This window comes from Sporomusa aerivorans (genome assembly GCF_041428895.1).
Taxonomy (GTDB): Bacteria; Bacillota; Negativicutes; order Sporomusales; family Sporomusaceae; genus Sporomusa; species Sporomusa aerivorans.
The window spans coordinates 2,620,293-2,638,384 of record NZ_CP156926.1 but is presented as its reverse complement, the minus strand read 5'-3'; the positions used below and the strand labels follow the sequence as shown (position 1 = coordinate 2,638,384).

The following is an 18,092-nucleotide window of genomic DNA, read 5'->3' as shown; positions in this document are numbered from 1 at the left end:
AAATCTCTCCTCTTTATATCATAGCATTGCAAAATTAAACGTTAACTGACGGGCCGGCGGCGTTGCTTTTTTGCGGCATGGCGGCAAAGAACAGGGCAATTATGCCGATAATGCAGATAACTACGTTAAGATAAAAGGCCGGGGTATAGCTTTTAAACATATCAAACAGCTTGCCGCCGACCAGTCCGGCCGGTGAGCAAAAAAGCGCCGACAAGAGCAGCATCATGCCGTTGACTTTAGGGAAGGCCACAGGGCCAAAATAGTTGCCAACCATGGTATTTAGGCAGACAAACGTCCAGCCGAAACCGGCGCCATACAAAATGGCGGCTGCAAACGCCACCATTAAGGCCGTTTGCGTTACATTAATTGCCAGGAATGAACCGATAAAGTAGCAGCAGATCCCCATCATGAAGGCAAACCGGGCCGGCATTCTGTCCATAAGCCAGCCGCCGATCAAACGTCCAAAGATACCTCCCATGGTAAACAGTCCCATGGCCCAGGCTGCATCAGCCGGATTAATGCCTGCCCCGCGCAAGTGCAAAATCCAGTGAGCGGTAAAGAAGAAAAATGGAAACTGGCAGGCAAACGATCCAATAACAATCATTTTAAACGCAGTAGTGCGATAGGCTTCGCCGGGTGTCCAGCTAAACTTGGTGGCCAGTGGATTGGCGGCCCCGTTTTGCCCGGCATTCGCTTCTTCCGAGATGCCATCCGGCACCTGTCCAAGATCTTCGGGTTTTTCTTTAACAAAAATATAGGCAACAACGGCGGCCACAACCGCGATACCGGCCACGATGAGCCAGGCCTGACGCCAATCACCACCGTTAGCAGCCAGTATTTTGTTCATCAGCGGCGCTCCCAGAAAACCGGCGAACCCGGATGCTGTCAGCGACACGGCCATCGCCCGGCCCCGATAGCGTTTAAACCACCGGGTCACAGCCGTGGACAATGCCACAATGGTGCCAAAACCAATCCCCGAACCGATAATGACGCCGAAACCAACCAGATAGTGCCAGGGCTGGGAGGCAAAAAAGGCCATCCACATACTGCCGGCAAGAATAAGAGCCGAGCCAATGCCGAAGGTGGCTCTGATACCCCATTTCATTATGGTAGCGGCGACAACTATCGAGGGTACGCCCACAAAAAAGTTCAATAAGGTGAAACCCATGCCGTAAACGCTGCGTTCCATAGTGATTTCTTTCATCATATACGTGTTAATTACTGCCCCGCCATAAAGCGGGAAGCCCATATTTAACAGATACAGAAACCATAAAGCGCCTACCAATTTCCAGCCATAAAATTTTTGCTCATTTCCCACTGGTTTGACCTCCTGTCGAAAATTTATAAACCACGCCGGGTATATTGCCGTACAGGCAATTCAGTTTGTCACCCCCCTCGCCATTCAGAATAATCATACTTTTTTACCTGCGCCTGACCTGCGGTTATTCCTTAGTACGGTTCGCTCCCGGTCTGCAGGAAAGTATAATCAGAAATCAGCCGCAGCGAAAAGCAACACCGAATGTGCCCCGGGGATAGGTCCATTTGACAATGCCTTTATTCTGGCAAGCCACCCGGCAGGTGCCGCACTCCAGACAGCCGGCATAGTCAAAGTTGATCTCCCCGTCTTTTAGGGTATACAGCACGGCTGGGCAAACTATCAGACAGGGTTTATCCTGGCACTTGGCGCAGATTGTTTTGTCCAGTACGATATGCGGCTCTTCTTCGTCAACGGCAAATTTATTGAGCCCTAAGAGTTCTTCCGGTGATAATTTCTGAATCGTCATATGGCTTTAAACCCCTTCCAGCCGTCTGCCAGTAACTGTCCAAAGGTAACATGCTTTTTCAGGACTTTCAGCATGGCTTTATCCATTTTTTCCGGCAGTTTACCGTCCACGGCAAACAGAACCTTCAGCATATCATTAGCCATGGCCGGATACACGGAAACCATCCGCCGGTTGCTCATAAGCTCATGGAAATTGGCATACAACTTCATTGTTGACGTCAGTTGCAGCGCCGCCAACTCCTGAACATAGGCCGGGCCTACATTGCTTACGTTTTCATTTTTTAAGATAGCCTGCGCTGCCGCTACGGCGCTGACAATGGCCAAATCAATACCGCGGATGATGGCGCCGGTATTTACCACCAGGCCGGCCGCATCACCCACAACCACCAGCCCATCCCGGTACAGTTTGGACGGCATGCCGTGATACCCCGCTTCCGGTACAAGGTGAGCGCCGTACTCTATGGTAGTGCCGTCTTTTATGAGCGGGTAAATGGCCGGGTGCATTTTCAAATCCTGCAGAATTTGGTGAATTTGTTTGCCATTCTGGGCCAGGTCGGGCGGATTTAAGACAACCCCCAGCGAAACACTGTTTTTGTTCGTGTATAAAAAGCCACCGCCCAGAACGCCGTCCGCACAGCCAACCAAAACCCGGGCCGCACCTTCGTCGCCGGTTAGATTGAAACGGTCTTCGATCACTTTTTCCGGCAGTTCAATGACCTCTTTAGCGCCTACGCCCACACTCCGGGCTTCGATATCTTTTCTAAGACCGGCTTTTTGGGCAATAAACGAGTTCACGCCGTCAGCGGCAATGACTACCGTGGCGTAGATTTCATCGTCGCCAGCCTTAATGCCGACAATTTTCCCGTCTTCCTCGATGAGTTCATCAACGAGAATGCCTGGCGCCACCATCGCCCCCTGAGCTTCGGCCTGGGCGGCAAACCACTCGTCAAACGGCGCCCGCAAAACCGAATAGGACTGAGGTACGCCTTCGCCAAACTCATAATCGACATAGTCCATTGTTACGGCGCTATTGGCGCCTAGCATCATAATCTGCTCTCTAACTACCTTTCGTTCCAGCGGCGCTTCCCGGTACAGTCCTGGTTCAACCAGTTCCAGCGCATAGGTGTACAGGCGGCCGCCGGTAACGTTCTTACTGCCGGCGTCCCCTCCCCGTTCCACCAGTACAACACTCTTGCCATGCTTGGCTAAAACATAGGCGCAGGCGGCGCCGGCAGGACCGGCACCGATAATTACGGCATCAAATTTTTCGTCAGCTGACATGCTATCCCCCCTACTATAACAATGACCATTTACTTCTTCTGCAAGGCGGCTGTCAGTAAAGGAGCCACTTCGTACAAATCTCCTACTATCCCATAGTCGGCTGCTTCAAAAATGGGTGCTTTCTCATTGGTATCTATGGCAACAATAATTTTGGCGTCACGGATACCGACAACATGCTGCACCTGCCCGGAAATACCCATGCCTATATAGAGTTCGGGCTTGACTTTCTGACCGGAAATACCGATATAGCGGTCATTGGGCAACCAGTGATAATCTTCCGAAATTCCCCGGGTGCAGCCAATTTCAGCCCCGGCGGCGGCGGCCAGTTGTTCTGCCAGGCCTAAATCCTCCTGTTTGGCAAGACCCCGTCCTACGCAGACAACGCGGCTGGCAGCCGAGATATCGGCTCCCTGCCGGACGATGGGACAAACATTCTGGATGGTTACGCCGGCAACCTCGTTATTTACCGGCAGCGTGACTGTCTGCCCCTGACCGCCGCAGCTTTCGGCCTCGGCAAACGTACGCGGCGGAATGGTAACCATGGCCGGCAGCGCCACCATTTCGGCGCGTACCGCAAGGCCGCCATAGATTAAACGCGTTGTTTCAATAGCGCCGCTCACATAGCTGACCGTTAGCGCGTCGGTCACCAGGCCGGCTTTGAGGCCGGCTGCAACTTTAGCGGCCAAATCCTTGCCGCGCAGCGTGGCGCCGATTAAAAATACGCTGGCTTGTTCTTCTTTTAGCAGGGTTTCTATGGCCGCGCTGTAGCTCTCCGGCCACGGGTTGGTTCCTTTTAGCACAACTACTTTATCTGCACCTGCCAGTATCAAACCGGGCGCGTCGCTTTCCTCAAGGGTCAGTACGTTAACAGGCTGCTGCATGCTTTGTTTTAAAGTAAGGCCGGCGGTCAACAGTTGTCTGGCGACGGCGCTGTCTTCTGAGTAAATCCAAATTCCTGGCATGTTATTTTAACCCCTTTCCTTTAGCACAGGCCTTCTTGAGCAAGGCTGGCAACTAGTTTGGCGACATTATCGGCCTGGTTTGCCTCTTTGAAGATTACTTTTTTCCGGTCCATTACGTAGCCTTTCAGGTTTACGCAACGTACTTTGGGTGCGAGTTCTTCGGCGGCAAGCTCCAGGTCAGCAAGTTTTATTTCTTCTGACGGTTTTTTGGCCGCCGCCATAACTTGTTTGAGGCCTGGTATCCGCGGTTTGTTGATTTCGGGCAATACGCTGATTACTGCCGGTCCGGTTATGGCTACTTCTTCGGTGCAGTCACCCAGTTTGCGCGTAGCTGTTACTTTACCGTCGGCAACGCTAAGCTGCTGCACAAAGGTGATGGCAGGAATGCCAAGGAGCGCCGCCAGGCGCGGGGCTGTCTGCTGGCTATAGGCGTCGGAGCTGCCTTCGCCGCACAGTATCAAATCATATTGGCTTATCTTTCTGATGGCGGCTGCCAGGATATTGGCCGTTACAAAAGCGTCTGCCTGGTCGGCTGCGGCATCCCCAAGCCAATATACTTTTTCCAAACCTCTGGACAGGGCGTCTTTCAGGGATTGCTTGGCTGCCACTGAGCCAAAAGTAAGGGCTTCAACGCTGACGCCATGCTTTTCCGCTAACAGAACTCCTTCTTCAATTGCATTTTTGTCATAGTCGCTGATTTTATATTTAGCCCGGCTGGTGTCGAGGGACAAATCGCCCGCGATTTTGATGTCTTGTTCGTCTAATACCCACTTGTAGCAGACAAGAAGCTTTTGCATGGTTTACCCCTTTCTTCATGGAGGAGAGGAGCGGCTCCTCTCCTTTTCGTTCCTAGTTTTTTTTGTAAATTAAGCCAGTAGATTACCGGCGATGACTTTTTCCGGAAAATCGAGAGAACTGTTTTTCAGGCAGGCGCCTTTCACATCGCGGTACAGGCGCGAGGCTACCATTTCCTGGCTGTAACCGTAACCGCCCTCAATCTGAATTACGTCAATCAGCGCGCTTTGCCCGATGCGGCCGGCAAACAGTTTAATTATGGCTGCCTCATTGGCAAAGGGTTCGCCGTTGTCTAAAAGACTGGCGGCATCATATACTGCCAACCGGAGCATATGAATGTTAGCAGCCATTTCCGCCAGCATGGTCTGAATAGCGGGAAAGCTGGCAATAGGACGGCGGAACTGGATTCTCTGCTTGCCGTATTTAACGGCGTCTTCCATAGCAGCCTGGGCAATACCGACGACCATCGCCCCTTCGGCAATACTGGCGGCGGCTTGCGCCTCGGCGGCAATAGCCAGCCCTGCGCCTTCCGCTCCTAGCAGATTGGCAGCCGGCACAATTACGTTGTTAAACTCCAGTTCTGCCGACTGGCAGCCTCTGAGTCCCATTTTGCCGATAGTCCGCACGGTTGACAAACCGCTTGCGCCACTGTCAACAATAAAGGCGCTGATGCCTTGCGCCCCGGCTTCGGGGTTGGTCTGGGCAAAAACTATATACAGGCCGGCTGCGCCGCCGTTGGCAACATAACATTTCCTGCCGTTCAGAACATAGCTGCCGCCTTCTTTTTGGGCTGTCACTTTATGCATGCCTGCCCCGGGAGCTGCCCCCGGTTCGGTAAAGGCAAATGCTCCTACCTTTTCTCCCTGGCACAAAGCCGGCAGGAAAGCTTGTTTTTGAGCTGCAGAACCGTAACGGTAGATGCTGTAGGCTGCCAGCGAGGCGTGGCTGATCAGGATAGATGCAACCGCCCCGCTCACCCGTGATATTTCTTCAATAATCAGCGCGTAGCTGAGATAACCCGCTTCAGCGCCGCCAAATTCACCGGGCAAAAATATTCCGAGAAAGTCCTGTTCGACCATTTTTGCAACAATAGCTGCCGGATGTACCCCGGTATGATCGATTTCGCCCGCCGCCGGCGCAACATACTCGGCGGTAAACTCCCGGGCATTTTGCTGAATTAGTTGTTGTTCTTCCGTTAATGCATAACTCATGCGTAACCCTCCCTTTTCTGTACTGCTTACCTTAGCACCATGCTTTTAGGCGACTCATGGCACTATGAGTTAAGCAGTATTCCGGATATTACAATCCGCTGAACCTGATTGGTGCCTTCGTAGATCTGGGTGACTTTAGCGTCCCGCATGAGCTTTTCCACGATCGAGTCGTGAGAATAGCCATATTGCCCCATGAGTTCCACGGCATCGGCCGTCACCCGCATGGCGGCATCTGTGGCAAACGTTTTCGCCATAGCCGCTTCCTTGGTATAAGGCACACCGGCATCCTTTAGCCGGAGGGCGTTACGCACCAGTTGTCTTGCAGCTTCCACTTGCGTGGCCATGTCGGCCAGTTTAAAGGCTACCGCCTGATGGCTGCCGATGGGTTTGCCATTGACGTCGAGATATTCTTTGGCGAATTTTACGGCTTCATCTAAAGCGCGACGGGCAATACCTACGGCCAGTGACGCAACAATAGGCCGGGCCATATCCAGCGTTTTCATGGCCAGCTTCATGCCTTCGCCCTCTTTGCCCAGCAGATGGGTTTTCGGAATCCGTACATTCTTCAAAATCAGTTCCACGGTGTTTGAACTGCGAATGCCCATTTTGTGCTCCTCGGCGCCCACAATGACGCCTTCGCGTTCTTTCTCCACAATGAAGGCGCTTAATCCCTTAACACCTTTACTGGGGTCAGTGGAGGCGAATACCACCATAATCGTGGCATAGCCGCAGGTGGTAGCGAAGCATTTGGTGCCGTTTAGCACCCACTCTTCGCCATCAAGCTTGGCCGTGGTTGCGCAAGCGCCGGCATCTGAGCCGGCTCCCGGCTCGGTCAGGGCAAAGCCGCCCATACCGCCGCTTACGATCCGCCCGTAATACAGGCGTTTTTGCTCTTCGGTGCCGGCAACGGCCAGCGGATAGGAACTTAGGCCATTACCTCCCAGCGTCGTGGTAAAGGCGGCGCAACCGTAGCCCCATTCTTCGGCCACCAGCGACTGAGTTACCGAGTCATAACCAGGTCCGCCGTACTCTTTGGGTATGGCTAGGCAATTAAGACCGGCCTTTTTAGCTTCAGCCAGAATAAACTCATGAAACTCGCCTTTTTCGTCCCACTCGCGGTCCACGGGAATAATATGCTGAGCCGTAAAATCCCGGGCCAACTGCTGCAGTTTTTGTTGCTCCGGGGTAAGCGACATGTCAACCATATTCATCAACCTTTCATTTTGGCTTCAATTATCTCTTTAAGCTGGCCCCACTTAGGCTGGAAAATTCCACTCGGCATGGTTGTTAAATCAGGTGAGATAACAGGTTTAAAGTCCATCAATGCCAGCACGTCTTTCTCCAGATCAATACCGGGAGCAATCTCCGTCAGAGTTACTTGTCCATTTTCCAGAACAAATACCGCCCGTTCGGTCACATATACTACCGGCTGTTTGACTTTAGCCGCATATTTGCCGCTAAAGGTAATCTGCTCGACACTGTCAATGAACTTTTTATTTTTGCCTTCCTTGCCAATAACCAGCTTGCCGTCCTGGCCGGTAACCTCCAGCCCGCCGGCTGTAAAGGATCCGCAATAAACCACTTTTTTCGAGTTTTGCGTTATGTTGATGAAACCGCCGCAGCCCATTGGCCGGCCTTTAAATTTGCTGACATTGACGTTGCCGTCTTTGTCTGTTTGCGCCAGTCCCAGAAAAGCTGCGTCAATGCCGCCGCCGTCATAGTAGTCAAACTGGGAATGATGCTCGACAACAGCTTCCGCATTATAGGCCTGGCCGAAATGCGGCAGACTGGCCGGCACGCCGCCGATACCGCCGGCCTCTGTCGTCAGGGTTAAAAGGCCGGTAACGTTTTCTTCGGCGGCAATTGCGGCAACATCGCTGGGGATTCCCACTCCCAGATTGACTATGGTATTAGGAGCCAGCTCCATAGCCGCACGGCGGGCGATAATTTTGCGTTCATCCAGCGCCAGCTCAGGAATACTGGTAAGCGGCACTTTAAGATCGCCGGCAAAGGCCGGGTTAAAATAGACGCCTTCCGTTTGCCAGCAGCTTTCCTTGCTGGCGGCAATAACAATATGATCAACGAGAATGCCCGGAACCTTTACCTGTTTGGGATGCAGCGAACCGGCTTTGGCCAGATACTCGGCCTGCACAATGACAATACCGCCGGAATTTTTGGCGGCCTGCGCCAGCGGCAGCGCTTCCATCAGCACACCTTCATTCTCCATGGTCATGTTGCCATTTTCGTCGACCGTCGTCCCCCTGATCAGCGCCACATCAATGGGGAAAGTTTTGTAAAACAGCCACTCTTCACCTTCAAACTCCACTACTTTGACAATATCCGCGGTAGTGGCCGAGTTCATTTTGGCGCCATCGACCCGCGGGTCGACAAAAGTCCCCAGGCCCACTTTGGTTATAAGGCCGGGACGTTTGGCTGCGATTTCGCGATATAATTGAACAATTACACCTTGCGGCAGGCAATACGCTTCCATTTTGTTTTCTGCAAGCAGCTTGGACATCCCGGCTGATGAACCGATGTGGGCGCCAATCCAGCGCTTGACCAAGCCCTCTTTCCCCAAACGGGTCGTACCGCGCTCCTTCCAGTCACCAATGGCTGACGCGTGGGTCAGGGTAATGTTTTGGGGATGACCGGTTTCCACAAACCGCTTTTCTATGGCCTGGGCAATTTCTTCCGCCCAGGCGGCAAGACCAAAACCGGTCGCCGCCACTGAAGCGCCATCCTGGATTAAGGCAGCCGCCTGCTCGGCGGTTAACATTTTCGACATACCAAAGACTCCCTTCTAATGTCAAAATTCAGAATCGCCAATACTATGAAGCAAGTTTTGTGCCAACCGGGAAATTTCTCATAAACCCTAACAAAATCAGCTATGATTATTGTTTAAAGTACAGATATAAGTTTTGAAAAGTACCTATTATGCGACAGTTATTAAAATTCAGAAAATATATGTACCATTTCAGGTACATATAGCTATAAATATATTGGAGCCGAAATGAATAAACCCGAATGTACCGCCGAGAGTACATTCGGGTTTATTTATACCGTATCATCTTCTTCAAATGACTTTAACTTACGATAAAGCACCGTGCGGTATATTCCCAGCTTGTCTGCCGCTTCGCCAATCCTACCGCCGCAGTCATGCAGGACCTGATAAATATATTGCTTTTCCACAAACTTGACAACATCCCGCAGCTTGCCTGCCTGCCCCAGTGACCGCAGGCAATCGTACGGCTGCATAGTTCCCGTCAGACGCTGATCCATATCCAGGTAGTCGGAGGAAAAGTTTTGCAGGCTGTTAATCGCTAACCGTTCGACGGCATTTCTTAGCTCACGTACATTACCCGGCCAGTTATGCTTCTGAAAAGTCGCCAGCGTGTGAGGGCTCATTTGCATGTTCAGGTCATATTTCTTGCGGAAAAATTCAAAAAATTTCAAAGCCAAAGCGATGATATCTTCCGGACGTTCACGCAAAGGCGGGATCTGCACCGGAATGACATTAAGACGATAGAATAAATCGGTACGGAATGTACCCTCCTGGGCCATCTTCTGTAAATCCTTATGAGTCGCGGCAATCAGTCTAAAATCCAGTTTGCGGTCCACATAACTGCCCAGCCGTCTCACTTCGCAGGTTTCCAGAACCCGGAGAAGCTTGGACTGCAGCGCTAAGGGCAATTCGGCAATTTCGTCCAGAAACAGCGTACCGCCGTGGGCAGCTTCAAATAAACCAATTTTCCCTTCGGCACTGGCGCCGGTAAAAGCCCCTTTCTCATAGCCAAATAGTTCGGATTCCACCAGATGCTCCGGCAGAGTGGCGCAATTGATGGCGATGAAAGCATTGCCGGACCGTTTGCTATGGCGATGCAAATATTTAGCCAGAATTTCCTTGCCTGTACCGGACTCGCCATATAGCACCACCGTACTGTCGGTCCGGGCAATGGCGTGAGCTTCCAACAGGAGTTTCTTCATGGCTTTGCTTTCCGCCACAATGGTCTCTTTGTCCAGAACGTAATTGCGCAAGTACTCCATTTCCCGCTTGCAGCGGCTGATAAACTCCTGCTCATTCGCGCCTTTATGCGTTTTCTCAGACTCTGAGGTCCGGCCGGTAGTCAGCACCAGAATAACATTGCCGTCATCATCCATAATGGGAGTACTGGTGGATAACTGCCTGAAGCCAAGTTTGGTGACCAGTTCCCCTTTTACCACGCGTTTTTTGTCAGCCGCTTCCACGGCATAGGATTTGCTGTAATAACCTTTGTCTACAAGATCATGGACATTGGAATTTAACAGCTCATCTAAAGACATGCCAATAGTTATGGCTGTTGTTGAATTGGACAGCAGCACATGGCCGTGTCGGTCAGTAACAAAGATCGGATCCGGCAAATTATCAAATATTTGCCCGAGTTTCTGTTTTGCCAATTGATTATCTCGCCTCGTCTTCTTGGAAACACGTGGCACAGAATCACTCCTTTGTTGCTTGTACTTTGCAATATTCGACATATTACGGTAAATTCCCGCTAGTATATCTGTTATACTGCCGCATATCTTAAAACAAGGCAAAACAGTCTCACCTATAGTGAAACTGTTTGCAACGTATCTACCGTAATTAATTATAGCGACCGTATTTATCCACAGCAGCAAAGAATGCATCCACATTCGCCCGTTTGGCGTTCATCGGCAAATTGCAGCCTGACGAGTAGATTAGCCCTTCCCCATTGCGGAATGTCGTTATTAGCTTTTTGGCATATTCGTCAAGCTCGCCAGGGGAAGCTACCGTAAACAGGGCCGGACTGACATCCCCTTTGATTGCGCAATGGCCTTTTAAGATTTCATGGGCTTTAAAAATATCGGTTGCACTATCCAGTTCCAATATAAATTTGGCTTTAGGCAAATCGAGAAAATATTCTAAGTTTTTGGTCCAGTCGGCGTCAAAATGCAAAACAGGGACAATATTCTTTTCGACCAGGCGTTCCACCATGACTTTGAGCTGCGGCCAGACAAACCGCTCGAAGTTCTTCTTGTTAATAAACTGTCCGGCGCCGCGCACACCACCGACAAATACCCTGTTGATACCGGTGGCCTTGACGGCCATCTCCGAGCCGGCAATAACGGCGTCGTTGATCAGCCAGAGCAACTCTTCCACCTGATCGGCGATCTGGTACATATCTTTATAAAAACGCTCCATGGAACGCACGATCGACAGCGCGTCAAACGGAACTGTGCCCATAATAGCCCCCCAGGTCAAACTTTGGCCGCGGGCCAGGCTGCGGTTAATTTCATCCTGACGGAGCAGGGCCATTTCTTTTTGTCCGGCCAGCACATCTTCCCGGCTGACCTGATGGGCCCGTTCCAGAAAAACCATCCGGAATTCAGCCCAGCCTTTTTCCTTGAGAAGCGGATAATCTTCCCGGGTCATAGTCTCAAACTCATGGATTTGGTATTGGGCGTTGTTTTCCAGGTCTTTGCCTGGCATTTTGAATCGTCCCGGACCGCATTTTGTGGCAACCGGGCCGATACGCCCGTGCAGCATGTAGGCATTACTGTCCCATACGGGATAGTCTTCCCAAACCTTATGAATAGCCGCCTGGGCTTTATCCCAGTCCCACAGGAATTCTTTGTTGGTCAGCCCAACGTGCTGACCGGCATACTGTTCAATAATGGGCGCACAGACCACCCTGTCCACCGGTTGAAGGTTAATTGCCGCTACGAGTCTTTCTTCCGCAGTCATTACATCTGCCATTACTTCATTCCCCCTATGAATATGTTTTCTTTTATACTAAATCTGCAACTTTCTGTATATCAGCCGCAGTTGCGGCTAGCTGCTGAATGGATGCCGAAATCTCACCGGTGGCTGTTGCCTGCGTGTCACCTAAAGAGGCTGCTGCAACAAGAACATCTACAACATTGGCAGTATCTTGCTGGATGGTCTTAAGAATAACTTCAATCTCTTTGACCGATTTCCCACTGTTTACCGCCATTTTACGGATTTCTTCCGCCACAACGGCAAAGCCACGGCCATGTTCGCCTGCTCTGGCCGCCTCAATGGCGGCATTAAGCCCCAACAAATTGGAATTTGCCGCAATATCACTGACAAAATTCAGTATATTTGCCGTTTTATTAATATCCCCTAACACTTTTTCGCCATCTTGCCGAACCTGGTTGAGATTATCAGAGAGCTTAGTAGCTGAAACGGTAAGATTCTCGGCTGTTACATTCAATTGTTGAGAAGTTGCGGCAATCGTAAGCGCAGCAGTGTTCAAGACTGCGTGTGTCTGCATGCTGACAGCAACGCCGATAATGCCTACGAACTGCAGGTTCTCATCAAATACAGGTCTGACAATGGCTTTGCAGGGTATGCCGTACACCGCTTTGGGTATTGCAGCAACTACTTTTTTTTCGGTTCTAATACATTCCATTATCGCTCCGCCTTGGGCAATCTCGCCAATTTTAACATCGGCATGAAAGGTGTCTGCCGGGAAATAATGAAGAATTCGTCCCTCCTTATCACAGACCATGGCCGAACAGTCAAATACATTCAAGTCCCGAATAATATCGGCAATACGGATTAAATCCTCTGTTGTCATTTCCACCGCCCCTTGTGAATTCATAGTAACCGGGATAACAGCAAGCCTGTAGCAAAATCACGCTCCGCCGCTCACTAATCTCTTTATATCGCTGGTTGCAGATTTATAAATACATATAAAAGCACTAACTGTTTATAGATGCAAATTTTATGCCAATAGTACAACCCTTACCCAATATTAGTGAAAACATGCTGTTATTCCTGATTCCAGCAACTGTGTGATTTTAGCTATAGTCGCAAAATTGCTACTATCGCACTATCCCTGCAATGAATATGTACCATTTGGGGTACATAAAAAAACTCTGACCGGTTTTTTGACATTGAGACACAAAAAAGTCCTGAACCCCATTCTAAGGATTCAGGACTTCGTTATGTTATTTTCGCCTGTTCTATTGGCCGGTGGCGGCCGCAATCATGGCTTTGACATTTTCAATCTTGGCGTTCGGCGGTATGGAGCAGCCGGAAGAGAGAATGAAACCCGGCCCCATGTCTTTCACCAGTTTGGCCGAATAGCTGTAGACTTCATCCGGGGTGGCCAGCGCCAGCTTGGCGGCCGGAACGTCCCCCTTGATGCACATCATGTCACCGATAACTTCTTTAACTTTGTAAATATCTGTAGCGCTGTCGGTTTCAAAAATACATTTGCCTTTCGGCAGCGACCGGAAAAATTCCAGATCGCGTTCCCAATTGGAGTCAATGTGAATATCGGCAAACGCCCCTTCTTCCAGGATTACGTCCACTGTTTCCTTCAAGTATTTCCAAATAAAACGCTGCCAGAGCTTCGGCGAGAAAAACTCACTGGCTCCGCGGGCCGGTGACATAAACACAATGGAAGCTTTGGTCGCCCGGATTTGCTGCCGCAAGGTTTCCAGGCACTCTTGCTGGATAACGTCCAGTACAGCCTCGACCTTGTCGGGGATCTTATACAAATCCCGCATAAATTTCGGCATGGAACGGCCGCCTCCGAGCAGTTCCGGGACCGCGGTGGCGATAATGGGCGAATATATCATATACCCGGCATCTTCGAAGTTTTTCACAAATTGCGGTGTTTGCGCCAGTTCCTCCAGCATCTGGGCAAGCGGGTAATGCAGTCTGTTGACCAGATAATCCTGCATAAACGGCGCCCAGCCCTTATTAAGGATAGTATCATAGTCTTCCACCGTCATAACTTCCCTTTCGTCAAGCTGCCACAGGGAATTGTCGGGCAGCTCCTTGCCGGGAAGCTTGACATAGGTCATAAAGATCAGCGGAAACAGCGGCCCTGCTGCATAGGGCGCATTCATACCGTCAATATCGCCGAAAGCTTTCGCGGAATTTAGTATCGTTTGGTTCTGGATAGCAAGGCTTGAGCAAAAGTCGGACAGCTTTACCCCCATGTGATTGGCGCAGAAAGCATCGGCCATTAATATTACCGGCGTTCTGTCCGGTTTTTCCAGGGCAACGGCTTTATGAACCCGCGTCTTGCGTTCTAATAATAGTTCTTGTGGTGTTTTCATGTTCCCACTCCTTCATAACACTTATTATCTAAATAAAATTTAAATTCTTATAACTGCGTAGTACATACCTTTAGGCGAACTGCCGTCATTTGCCGTTTAGCCTGACCAGCCGTGTTGAAGCCATATTCCCTCTGCAAATTCATATTTTAGATTCCTAAATATTCAAATCCCACTGCTCTTAAATCATAATATTCTCTATGTTTATCAGCTGTATACGCAAACAACATGCTTGTATCCTTGTCTAATCTAAATTGCGTATCAGCAAGCAACCAGGTAAGAGGCAACTCACTGCCGGGCAGACGCACTCTGGAAAGCCATATAGTACTAAGGAGACGCGGATCAAAATAAGGAAACTGTACCCCATCCACACCCAAATCCAGAGCCGAGTCAATCATTGCTTTGCTGGCTGCTTTTATATGATCACAGTGTATATGTTTACATGTTAGCTCACTCTGGCCGCGGCGTCAAATTCTCAGAATTCTTAAAACCATTCCCAGAAATCATAGCAAGCAATATGTACTCCTTCCCATGCGGGGTTTTCAAACTTAGTCGGATAAGTATACCCAGTGCTCGATATTATTCAAAATAATCAGTTGCCCCGCTACCCTTTTGTCAACAATTATATTATGATTATAGATGTATAGACATATTTAGACGGAGGACTTGCCATGGATATTCGCAATCTGCACTCCTTTATAACGGTTGCCCAATGCCTGAGCTTTACTGAGGCGGCTAAACGGATCTACATTGGCCAGTCGGCGCTAAGCAAACAAATTGCCGATCTCGAATCCGAGTTGGGCGTTGAACTGTTTATCCGTCATCATCGTTCACTGGAGCTAACACCGGCCGGAAAAACCTTATTGCGCGAGGGCAATGGACTGATCGCCAGAATGGCCGATATTATTGAAAAAACCCGTCAGGCCCAGCGCGGCATCCGTGGCAGCCTGAAACTTGGCTGTTTTGGTTTTGAAAATGCCTTTCTCCCGTATTCGCTCAAACGCTTCCGCTCGCTATATCCGCAAATCAGCGTTGATATCCAGGTGTTAACCCTTAAAATGATTGAAGAGTCTATTGAATCCGGCGAAGTGGATATGGGGTTCACGATCATAATGGGCCGGGAACTGAAAGCCGGCCGGTTCGCCCAGCGTCTAATTCAAAAAACGCCTATGTACTTTTTATTGCCCAGCGACCATCTTTACGCGGGAGTTGCTTCCCTTGATATCTCGGCCCTGGCCACCGACCCCTTCATTGTTCTGTCCGATACGGAAACACCTGACGGTTTTAGCTGGTTTATGAATCTTTGTGCCAGCAGAACCTTTACACCCAATATCGCCAGCAAGACAACTCGTATGGAGAGCGTTTACTGGTATGTCGAGGCAGGGATGGGCATTTCTTTCATGCCTAAAGATCCGTCGCTGGCACGCCATGTTCCGGCCGGGATTTCCTTAGTCGGCATGCAGGGGGAGGAAGCCTGCTGTAATATCGTGGCTACCTGGAAGAAGGACCGCCAGAACCCTGCTGTATCGCTTTTTCTCAAAGTACTTGAAACGGTCAATATGCAATCCGGCCAGGATGAAAAGGTCAATCCGGGAGTATTTCCCCGGGCAGCCTGTTCCAAGCCATAGAATAAGCCACCCGCCGGGGTGGCTTATTCATTGTCTATGAAGATGTTTCTCAGCTAATTGCAGTGATCGCCGGCGCAGCATATAGTTGACGTTAGCCGCAAGAGTCAGCAACTAATCAATCTTACAGGTGTACTCTGATTCATTGCCGCCTGAATATTGTTAGCGCAGATATCCTGTAGCGTGACTTCCTTTCCCGGTTCCAGCACCAGGAATTCCTCATCCCACTGTTCTTGTAATAATTTACATAACAAGCGCAATGACCCCTTCGTCACCTCATGGCACATATGCAGCATTTCAGCAAAACGCCGGGTTTGCGGCAGTACGCTTTCTACAGCATAGGCGCCTGTATCAATCAGCATAAACCGTTTGTAATGCCCCCGGATAATCTTCATGATCTTTAGAGCCCGCTCCGGCCCATAACGCTCAACGCAGCGCTCATATTCACGCAAGAGGTTATTTTCATTATCCAGCCAGCCTTGGGTAAGAAAATAGGTTCCCTTTTCTTTCAAAATATTTCTTCTTGCTTCGCAGGAACCTAAGAGCAGCGGAATACAGTCGTCAACCTTGGGTATTACCAGCCTGGCCTTCTCTGACCTTATCCCCAGCAAGCTGTTGCCACAGTAGCCGAATGCCAGCAGTATGGTGGAAATATTATCCATGCAATTGATGTTTTCCTGAATGCTTTTATGCAATAGTTCCGGCGTGTTATGCAGACCGGATTCAATATAAATAACCGGATATTCCACACCCGTCTCTTTAATTGCCAGCCTAAGCTCGTCCCTGAGAGTTTGGCAGGCTATTATCGCCGTCCCCATCTTCTAGCCACATCCTTTATAATGACTGGGCAATACGATTGTCAGTTGCAAGAATAGAACGACATAGTTCCGCGACCTTTGTACAGTCTGTGGCCCAATAATCGGCGCCTGTGTACTTTCTGACACTTTCATTGACCAGGCCGCCAATAATTACAGTAGTCCGTTCGCGCAAGCCGGCCTCTTCCAAGAGCATAATTGTGTTTTTCATAGAATCAAAAGCTTCGGTAATCAATCCGGTCAAACAAACAATCCGGCTATTATGCAAATTGACGGCATCAACAAAGTTTTGTGCAGGTACGTTAACCCCCAAATCGCAAATGTCAAAGCCGTTATAACGCATAATACCGGTTGTAATATTTTTGCCAATGTCGTGAATGTCCTCTTCTACCGTGCCAAAAATTACGGTTGGATAAAAAGCTTTCGTCCTGACATCCCGGTCTTGATTCACCAGCGCCAATACATCTTTAAAAATCTCGGAAGCCATAATCAGATCGGACAGAAAGTATTCTCCCCGGCTGTACAACTCGCCAACCCGGTCTGTGCCCGCCCTTATTTCTTCCAGTAAGACATAGGGACTAATTCCCATACGCAGTCCTTGTTTGACCAGATTCAACACCATGGTATCGTCCAACCTGGCCATAGCTCCAACCAGCATCTTCTGCAGTTTCAACATACTATCACAACCTTCCTAGTAATGGATATGAGGTTGCCTTTAGTTCATAACGGTCTTTGTGGCAAACCATAGTTGCCACGCCCAGCAATTTATCATCTTTAGAATAGATAACCTGTTTGATTACGAGCGCGGGCAATCCTTCCCCGGCATCGAGCAGTTTTGCCTGCGCGGCAGACAGGGCCGCCACAGAAATCAGCATATCATTGCGAACCGGCACACTTTCCTGATGTTTCGCAACTACTTCCGGAAAATCGGCATATTCCAATTGGGTTTCCAATAGTGGCTTGCCTTTTTGATAGCGCAAGAACTTTTCCTCTATAGCCACCGGCAAATTCCCCTTAAGCATTAAGCGCTTTATTGCAATTACACTGGCTTCGCCGGTAAATCCCAGCTTGTTGGCGAAATCCGTATTATTACGTATTAAGTTAACATCTAAGAGCTTATAGTGTACCTGTTCCCTGGGAACTCCGACATGTTTAAGGTCAATAACCAACTGGTTTAAACGGGGCCGGGTGACAAAACTCCCTTTGCCCTTGATTGTCTCGATCAAACCAGCCTCTGCCAGGAGGGCTATACCTTGGCGCACCGTCATACGGCTTATAGAATATTGTTCACCAAGCTGCACCTCTGTCGGAATCAGGTCGCCGTCTTTTAACTCACCTGATTCTATTTGTTTTTTTATATCTTCAGCCAAACGGTAATAGACAGGAATCAGGGTCTCACGGTTTCGCATAAAAAACTCCTTTGCAGTTCAAACACAGATGCTATATATATGTATATATATATTTTATATTATGACTAATAATTGTGTCAATTGTTTAGTCGCAATTATCTAAAACATTGAAAAATTAAT

17 protein-coding genes are annotated in these 18,092 nt (G+C 49.6%); 1 reads left to right on the top strand and 16 read right to left on the bottom strand.

Going from position 1 to position 18,092, the window contains the following annotated elements; all coding sequences use genetic code 11:
* Nucleotides 1–34: 34 nt before the first annotated feature.
* From SATMO3_RS12375 to SATMO3_RS12315, 13 genes are all read right to left on the bottom strand, one after another.
* The gene (locus SATMO3_RS12375) at nucleotides 35–1,318 is read right to left on the bottom strand and encodes an MFS transporter (protein ID WP_371381091.1); all 1,284 of its coding nucleotides are present in this window, start codon (nucleotides 1,316–1,318) and stop codon (nucleotides 35–37) included.
* A gap of 175 nt (nucleotides 1,319–1,493) precedes the next feature.
* On the bottom strand, nucleotides 1,494–1,784 hold the full coding sequence (locus SATMO3_RS12370) for a ferredoxin family protein (protein WP_371381090.1): 291 nt from the start codon (nucleotides 1,782–1,784) through the stop codon (nucleotides 1,494–1,496).
* Nucleotides 1,781–3,064, bottom strand: coding sequence for an FAD-dependent oxidoreductase (locus tag SATMO3_RS12365; protein WP_371381089.1), 1,284 nt, complete (start codon nucleotides 3,062–3,064; stop codon nucleotides 1,781–1,783). Before SATMO3_RS12365 ends, SATMO3_RS12370 begins: the two co-directional genes overlap by 4 nt.
* A 29-nt stretch (nucleotides 3,065–3,093) precedes the next feature.
* Entirely contained in the window at nucleotides 3,094–4,026 is a 933-nt protein-coding gene (locus SATMO3_RS12360) for an electron transfer flavoprotein subunit alpha/FixB family protein (protein WP_371381088.1), read from the bottom strand.
* Between the two features lie 20 nt (nucleotides 4,027–4,046).
* Nucleotides 4,047–4,823 (bottom strand): electron transfer flavoprotein beta subunit/FixA family protein, encoded by a 777-nt coding sequence (locus tag SATMO3_RS12355; protein WP_371381087.1) that lies wholly within the window; start codon nucleotides 4,821–4,823, stop codon nucleotides 4,047–4,049.
* A 69-nt stretch (nucleotides 4,824–4,892) separates the two neighbouring features.
* Nucleotides 4,893–6,032, bottom strand: a complete 1,140-nt coding sequence (locus SATMO3_RS12350) for an acyl-CoA dehydrogenase family protein (RefSeq protein ID WP_371381086.1) — start codon at nucleotides 6,030–6,032, stop codon at nucleotides 4,893–4,895.
* 62 nt (nucleotides 6,033–6,094) lie between these two features.
* On the bottom strand, nucleotides 6,095–7,237 hold the full coding sequence (locus SATMO3_RS12345; protein WP_371381085.1) for an acyl-CoA dehydrogenase family protein: 1,143 nt from the start codon (nucleotides 7,235–7,237) through the stop codon (nucleotides 6,095–6,097).
* Nucleotides 7,238–7,242: 5 nt separating this feature from the next.
* Entirely contained in the window at nucleotides 7,243–8,817 is a 1,575-nt protein-coding gene (locus tag SATMO3_RS12340; RefSeq protein ID WP_371381084.1) for an acyl CoA:acetate/3-ketoacid CoA transferase, read from the bottom strand.
* A gap of 269 nt (nucleotides 8,818–9,086) precedes the next feature.
* A complete protein-coding gene (locus tag SATMO3_RS12335) occupies nucleotides 9,087–10,466 on the bottom strand; it encodes a sigma-54 interaction domain-containing protein (RefSeq protein WP_371381083.1) in 1,380 nt (459 codons plus the stop codon).
* A gap of 187 nt (nucleotides 10,467–10,653) precedes the next feature.
* Complete coding sequence (locus SATMO3_RS12330; RefSeq protein WP_371381082.1) at nucleotides 10,654–11,787, bottom strand: uroporphyrinogen decarboxylase family protein; 1,134 nt, start codon at nucleotides 11,785–11,787, stop codon at nucleotides 10,654–10,656.
* Between the two features lie 31 nt (nucleotides 11,788–11,818).
* Nucleotides 11,819–12,631: a methyl-accepting chemotaxis protein gene (locus SATMO3_RS12325; protein ID WP_371381081.1), complete on the bottom strand. Its 813-nt coding sequence runs from the start codon at nucleotides 12,629–12,631 to the stop codon at nucleotides 11,819–11,821.
* A 388-nt stretch (nucleotides 12,632–13,019) separates the two neighbouring features.
* Entirely contained in the window at nucleotides 13,020–14,126 is a 1,107-nt protein-coding gene (locus SATMO3_RS12320; RefSeq protein ID WP_371381080.1) for a uroporphyrinogen decarboxylase family protein, read from the bottom strand.
* Between the two features lie 146 nt (nucleotides 14,127–14,272).
* Nucleotides 14,273–14,521 carry a hypothetical protein gene (locus SATMO3_RS12315; RefSeq protein WP_371381079.1) on the bottom strand — a complete coding sequence of 83 codons (249 nt, stop codon included), beginning with the start codon at nucleotides 14,519–14,521 and terminating at the stop codon, nucleotides 14,273–14,275.
* 273 nt (nucleotides 14,522–14,794) lie between these two features.
* Here SATMO3_RS12315 and SATMO3_RS12310 point away from each other — a divergent pair, with 273 nt between their 5' ends.
* On the top strand, nucleotides 14,795–15,751 hold the full coding sequence (locus tag SATMO3_RS12310) for a LysR family transcriptional regulator (protein ID WP_371381078.1): 957 nt from the start codon (nucleotides 14,795–14,797) through the stop codon (nucleotides 15,749–15,751).
* Nucleotides 15,752–15,855: 104 nt separating this feature from the next.
* Here SATMO3_RS12310 and SATMO3_RS12305 read toward each other — a convergent pair whose 3' ends face one another.
* The 3 genes from SATMO3_RS12305 to SATMO3_RS12295 are packed head-to-tail and all read right to left on the bottom strand — an operon-like array spanning nucleotide 15,856 to nucleotide 17,972.
* A complete protein-coding gene (locus tag SATMO3_RS12305; RefSeq protein ID WP_371381077.1) occupies nucleotides 15,856–16,566 on the bottom strand; it encodes a DUF1638 domain-containing protein in 711 nt (236 codons plus the stop codon).
* Nucleotides 16,567–16,582: 16 nt separating this feature from the next.
* On the bottom strand, nucleotides 16,583–17,239 hold the full coding sequence (locus SATMO3_RS12300) for a B12-binding domain-containing protein (RefSeq protein ID WP_371381076.1): 657 nt from the start codon (nucleotides 17,237–17,239) through the stop codon (nucleotides 16,583–16,585).
* Nucleotides 17,240–17,243: 4 nt separating this feature from the next.
* On the bottom strand, nucleotides 17,244–17,972 hold the full coding sequence (locus tag SATMO3_RS12295) for a GntR family transcriptional regulator (protein ID WP_371381075.1): 729 nt from the start codon (nucleotides 17,970–17,972) through the stop codon (nucleotides 17,244–17,246).
* Nucleotides 17,973–18,092 lie beyond the last annotated feature (120 nt).

Excerpts from the sequence above, each read along its gene's own strand:
- SATMO3_RS12345 (WP_371381085.1), bottom strand. The coding sequence starts at position 7,237 with ATGGTTGACATGTCGCTTACCCCGGAGCAACAAAAACTGCAGCAGTTG.
- SATMO3_RS12370 (WP_371381090.1), bottom strand. The coding sequence starts at position 1,784 with ATGACGATTCAGAAATTATCACCGGAAGAACTCTTAGGGCTCAATAAA.
- SATMO3_RS12295 (WP_371381075.1), bottom strand. The coding sequence starts at position 17,972 with ATGCGAAACCGTGAGACCCTGATTCCTGTCTATTACCGTTTGGCTGAA.
- SATMO3_RS12360 (WP_371381088.1), bottom strand. The coding sequence starts at position 4,026 with ATGCCAGGAATTTGGATTTACTCAGAAGACAGCGCCGTCGCCAGACAA.
- SATMO3_RS12325 (WP_371381081.1), bottom strand. The coding sequence starts at position 12,631 with ATGACAACAGAGGATTTAATCCGTATTGCCGATATTATTCGGGACTTG.
- SATMO3_RS12355 (WP_371381087.1), bottom strand. The coding sequence starts at position 4,823 with ATGCAAAAGCTTCTTGTCTGCTACAAGTGGGTATTAGACGAACAAGAC.
- SATMO3_RS12310 (WP_371381078.1), top strand. The coding sequence starts at position 14,795 with ATGGATATTCGCAATCTGCACTCCTTTATAACGGTTGCCCAATGCCTG.
- SATMO3_RS12320 (WP_371381080.1), bottom strand. The coding sequence starts at position 14,126 with ATGAAAACACCACAAGAACTATTATTAGAACGCAAGACGCGGGTTCAT.
- SATMO3_RS12315 (WP_371381079.1), bottom strand. The coding sequence starts at position 14,521 with ATGATTGACTCGGCTCTGGATTTGGGTGTGGATGGGGTACAGTTTCCT.
- SATMO3_RS12330 (WP_371381082.1), bottom strand. The coding sequence starts at position 11,787 with ATGGCAGATGTAATGACTGCGGAAGAAAGACTCGTAGCGGCAATTAAC.
- SATMO3_RS12365 (WP_371381089.1), bottom strand. The coding sequence starts at position 3,064 with ATGTCAGCTGACGAAAAATTTGATGCCGTAATTATCGGTGCCGGTCCT.
- SATMO3_RS12305 (WP_371381077.1), bottom strand. The coding sequence starts at position 16,566 with ATGGGGACGGCGATAATAGCCTGCCAAACTCTCAGGGACGAGCTTAGG.
- SATMO3_RS12340 (WP_371381084.1), bottom strand. The coding sequence starts at position 8,817 with ATGTCGAAAATGTTAACCGCCGAGCAGGCGGCTGCCTTAATCCAGGAT.
- SATMO3_RS12300 (WP_371381076.1), bottom strand. The coding sequence starts at position 17,239 with ATGTTGAAACTGCAGAAGATGCTGGTTGGAGCTATGGCCAGGTTGGAC.
- SATMO3_RS12350 (WP_371381086.1), bottom strand. The coding sequence starts at position 6,032 with ATGAGTTATGCATTAACGGAAGAACAACAACTAATTCAGCAAAATGCC.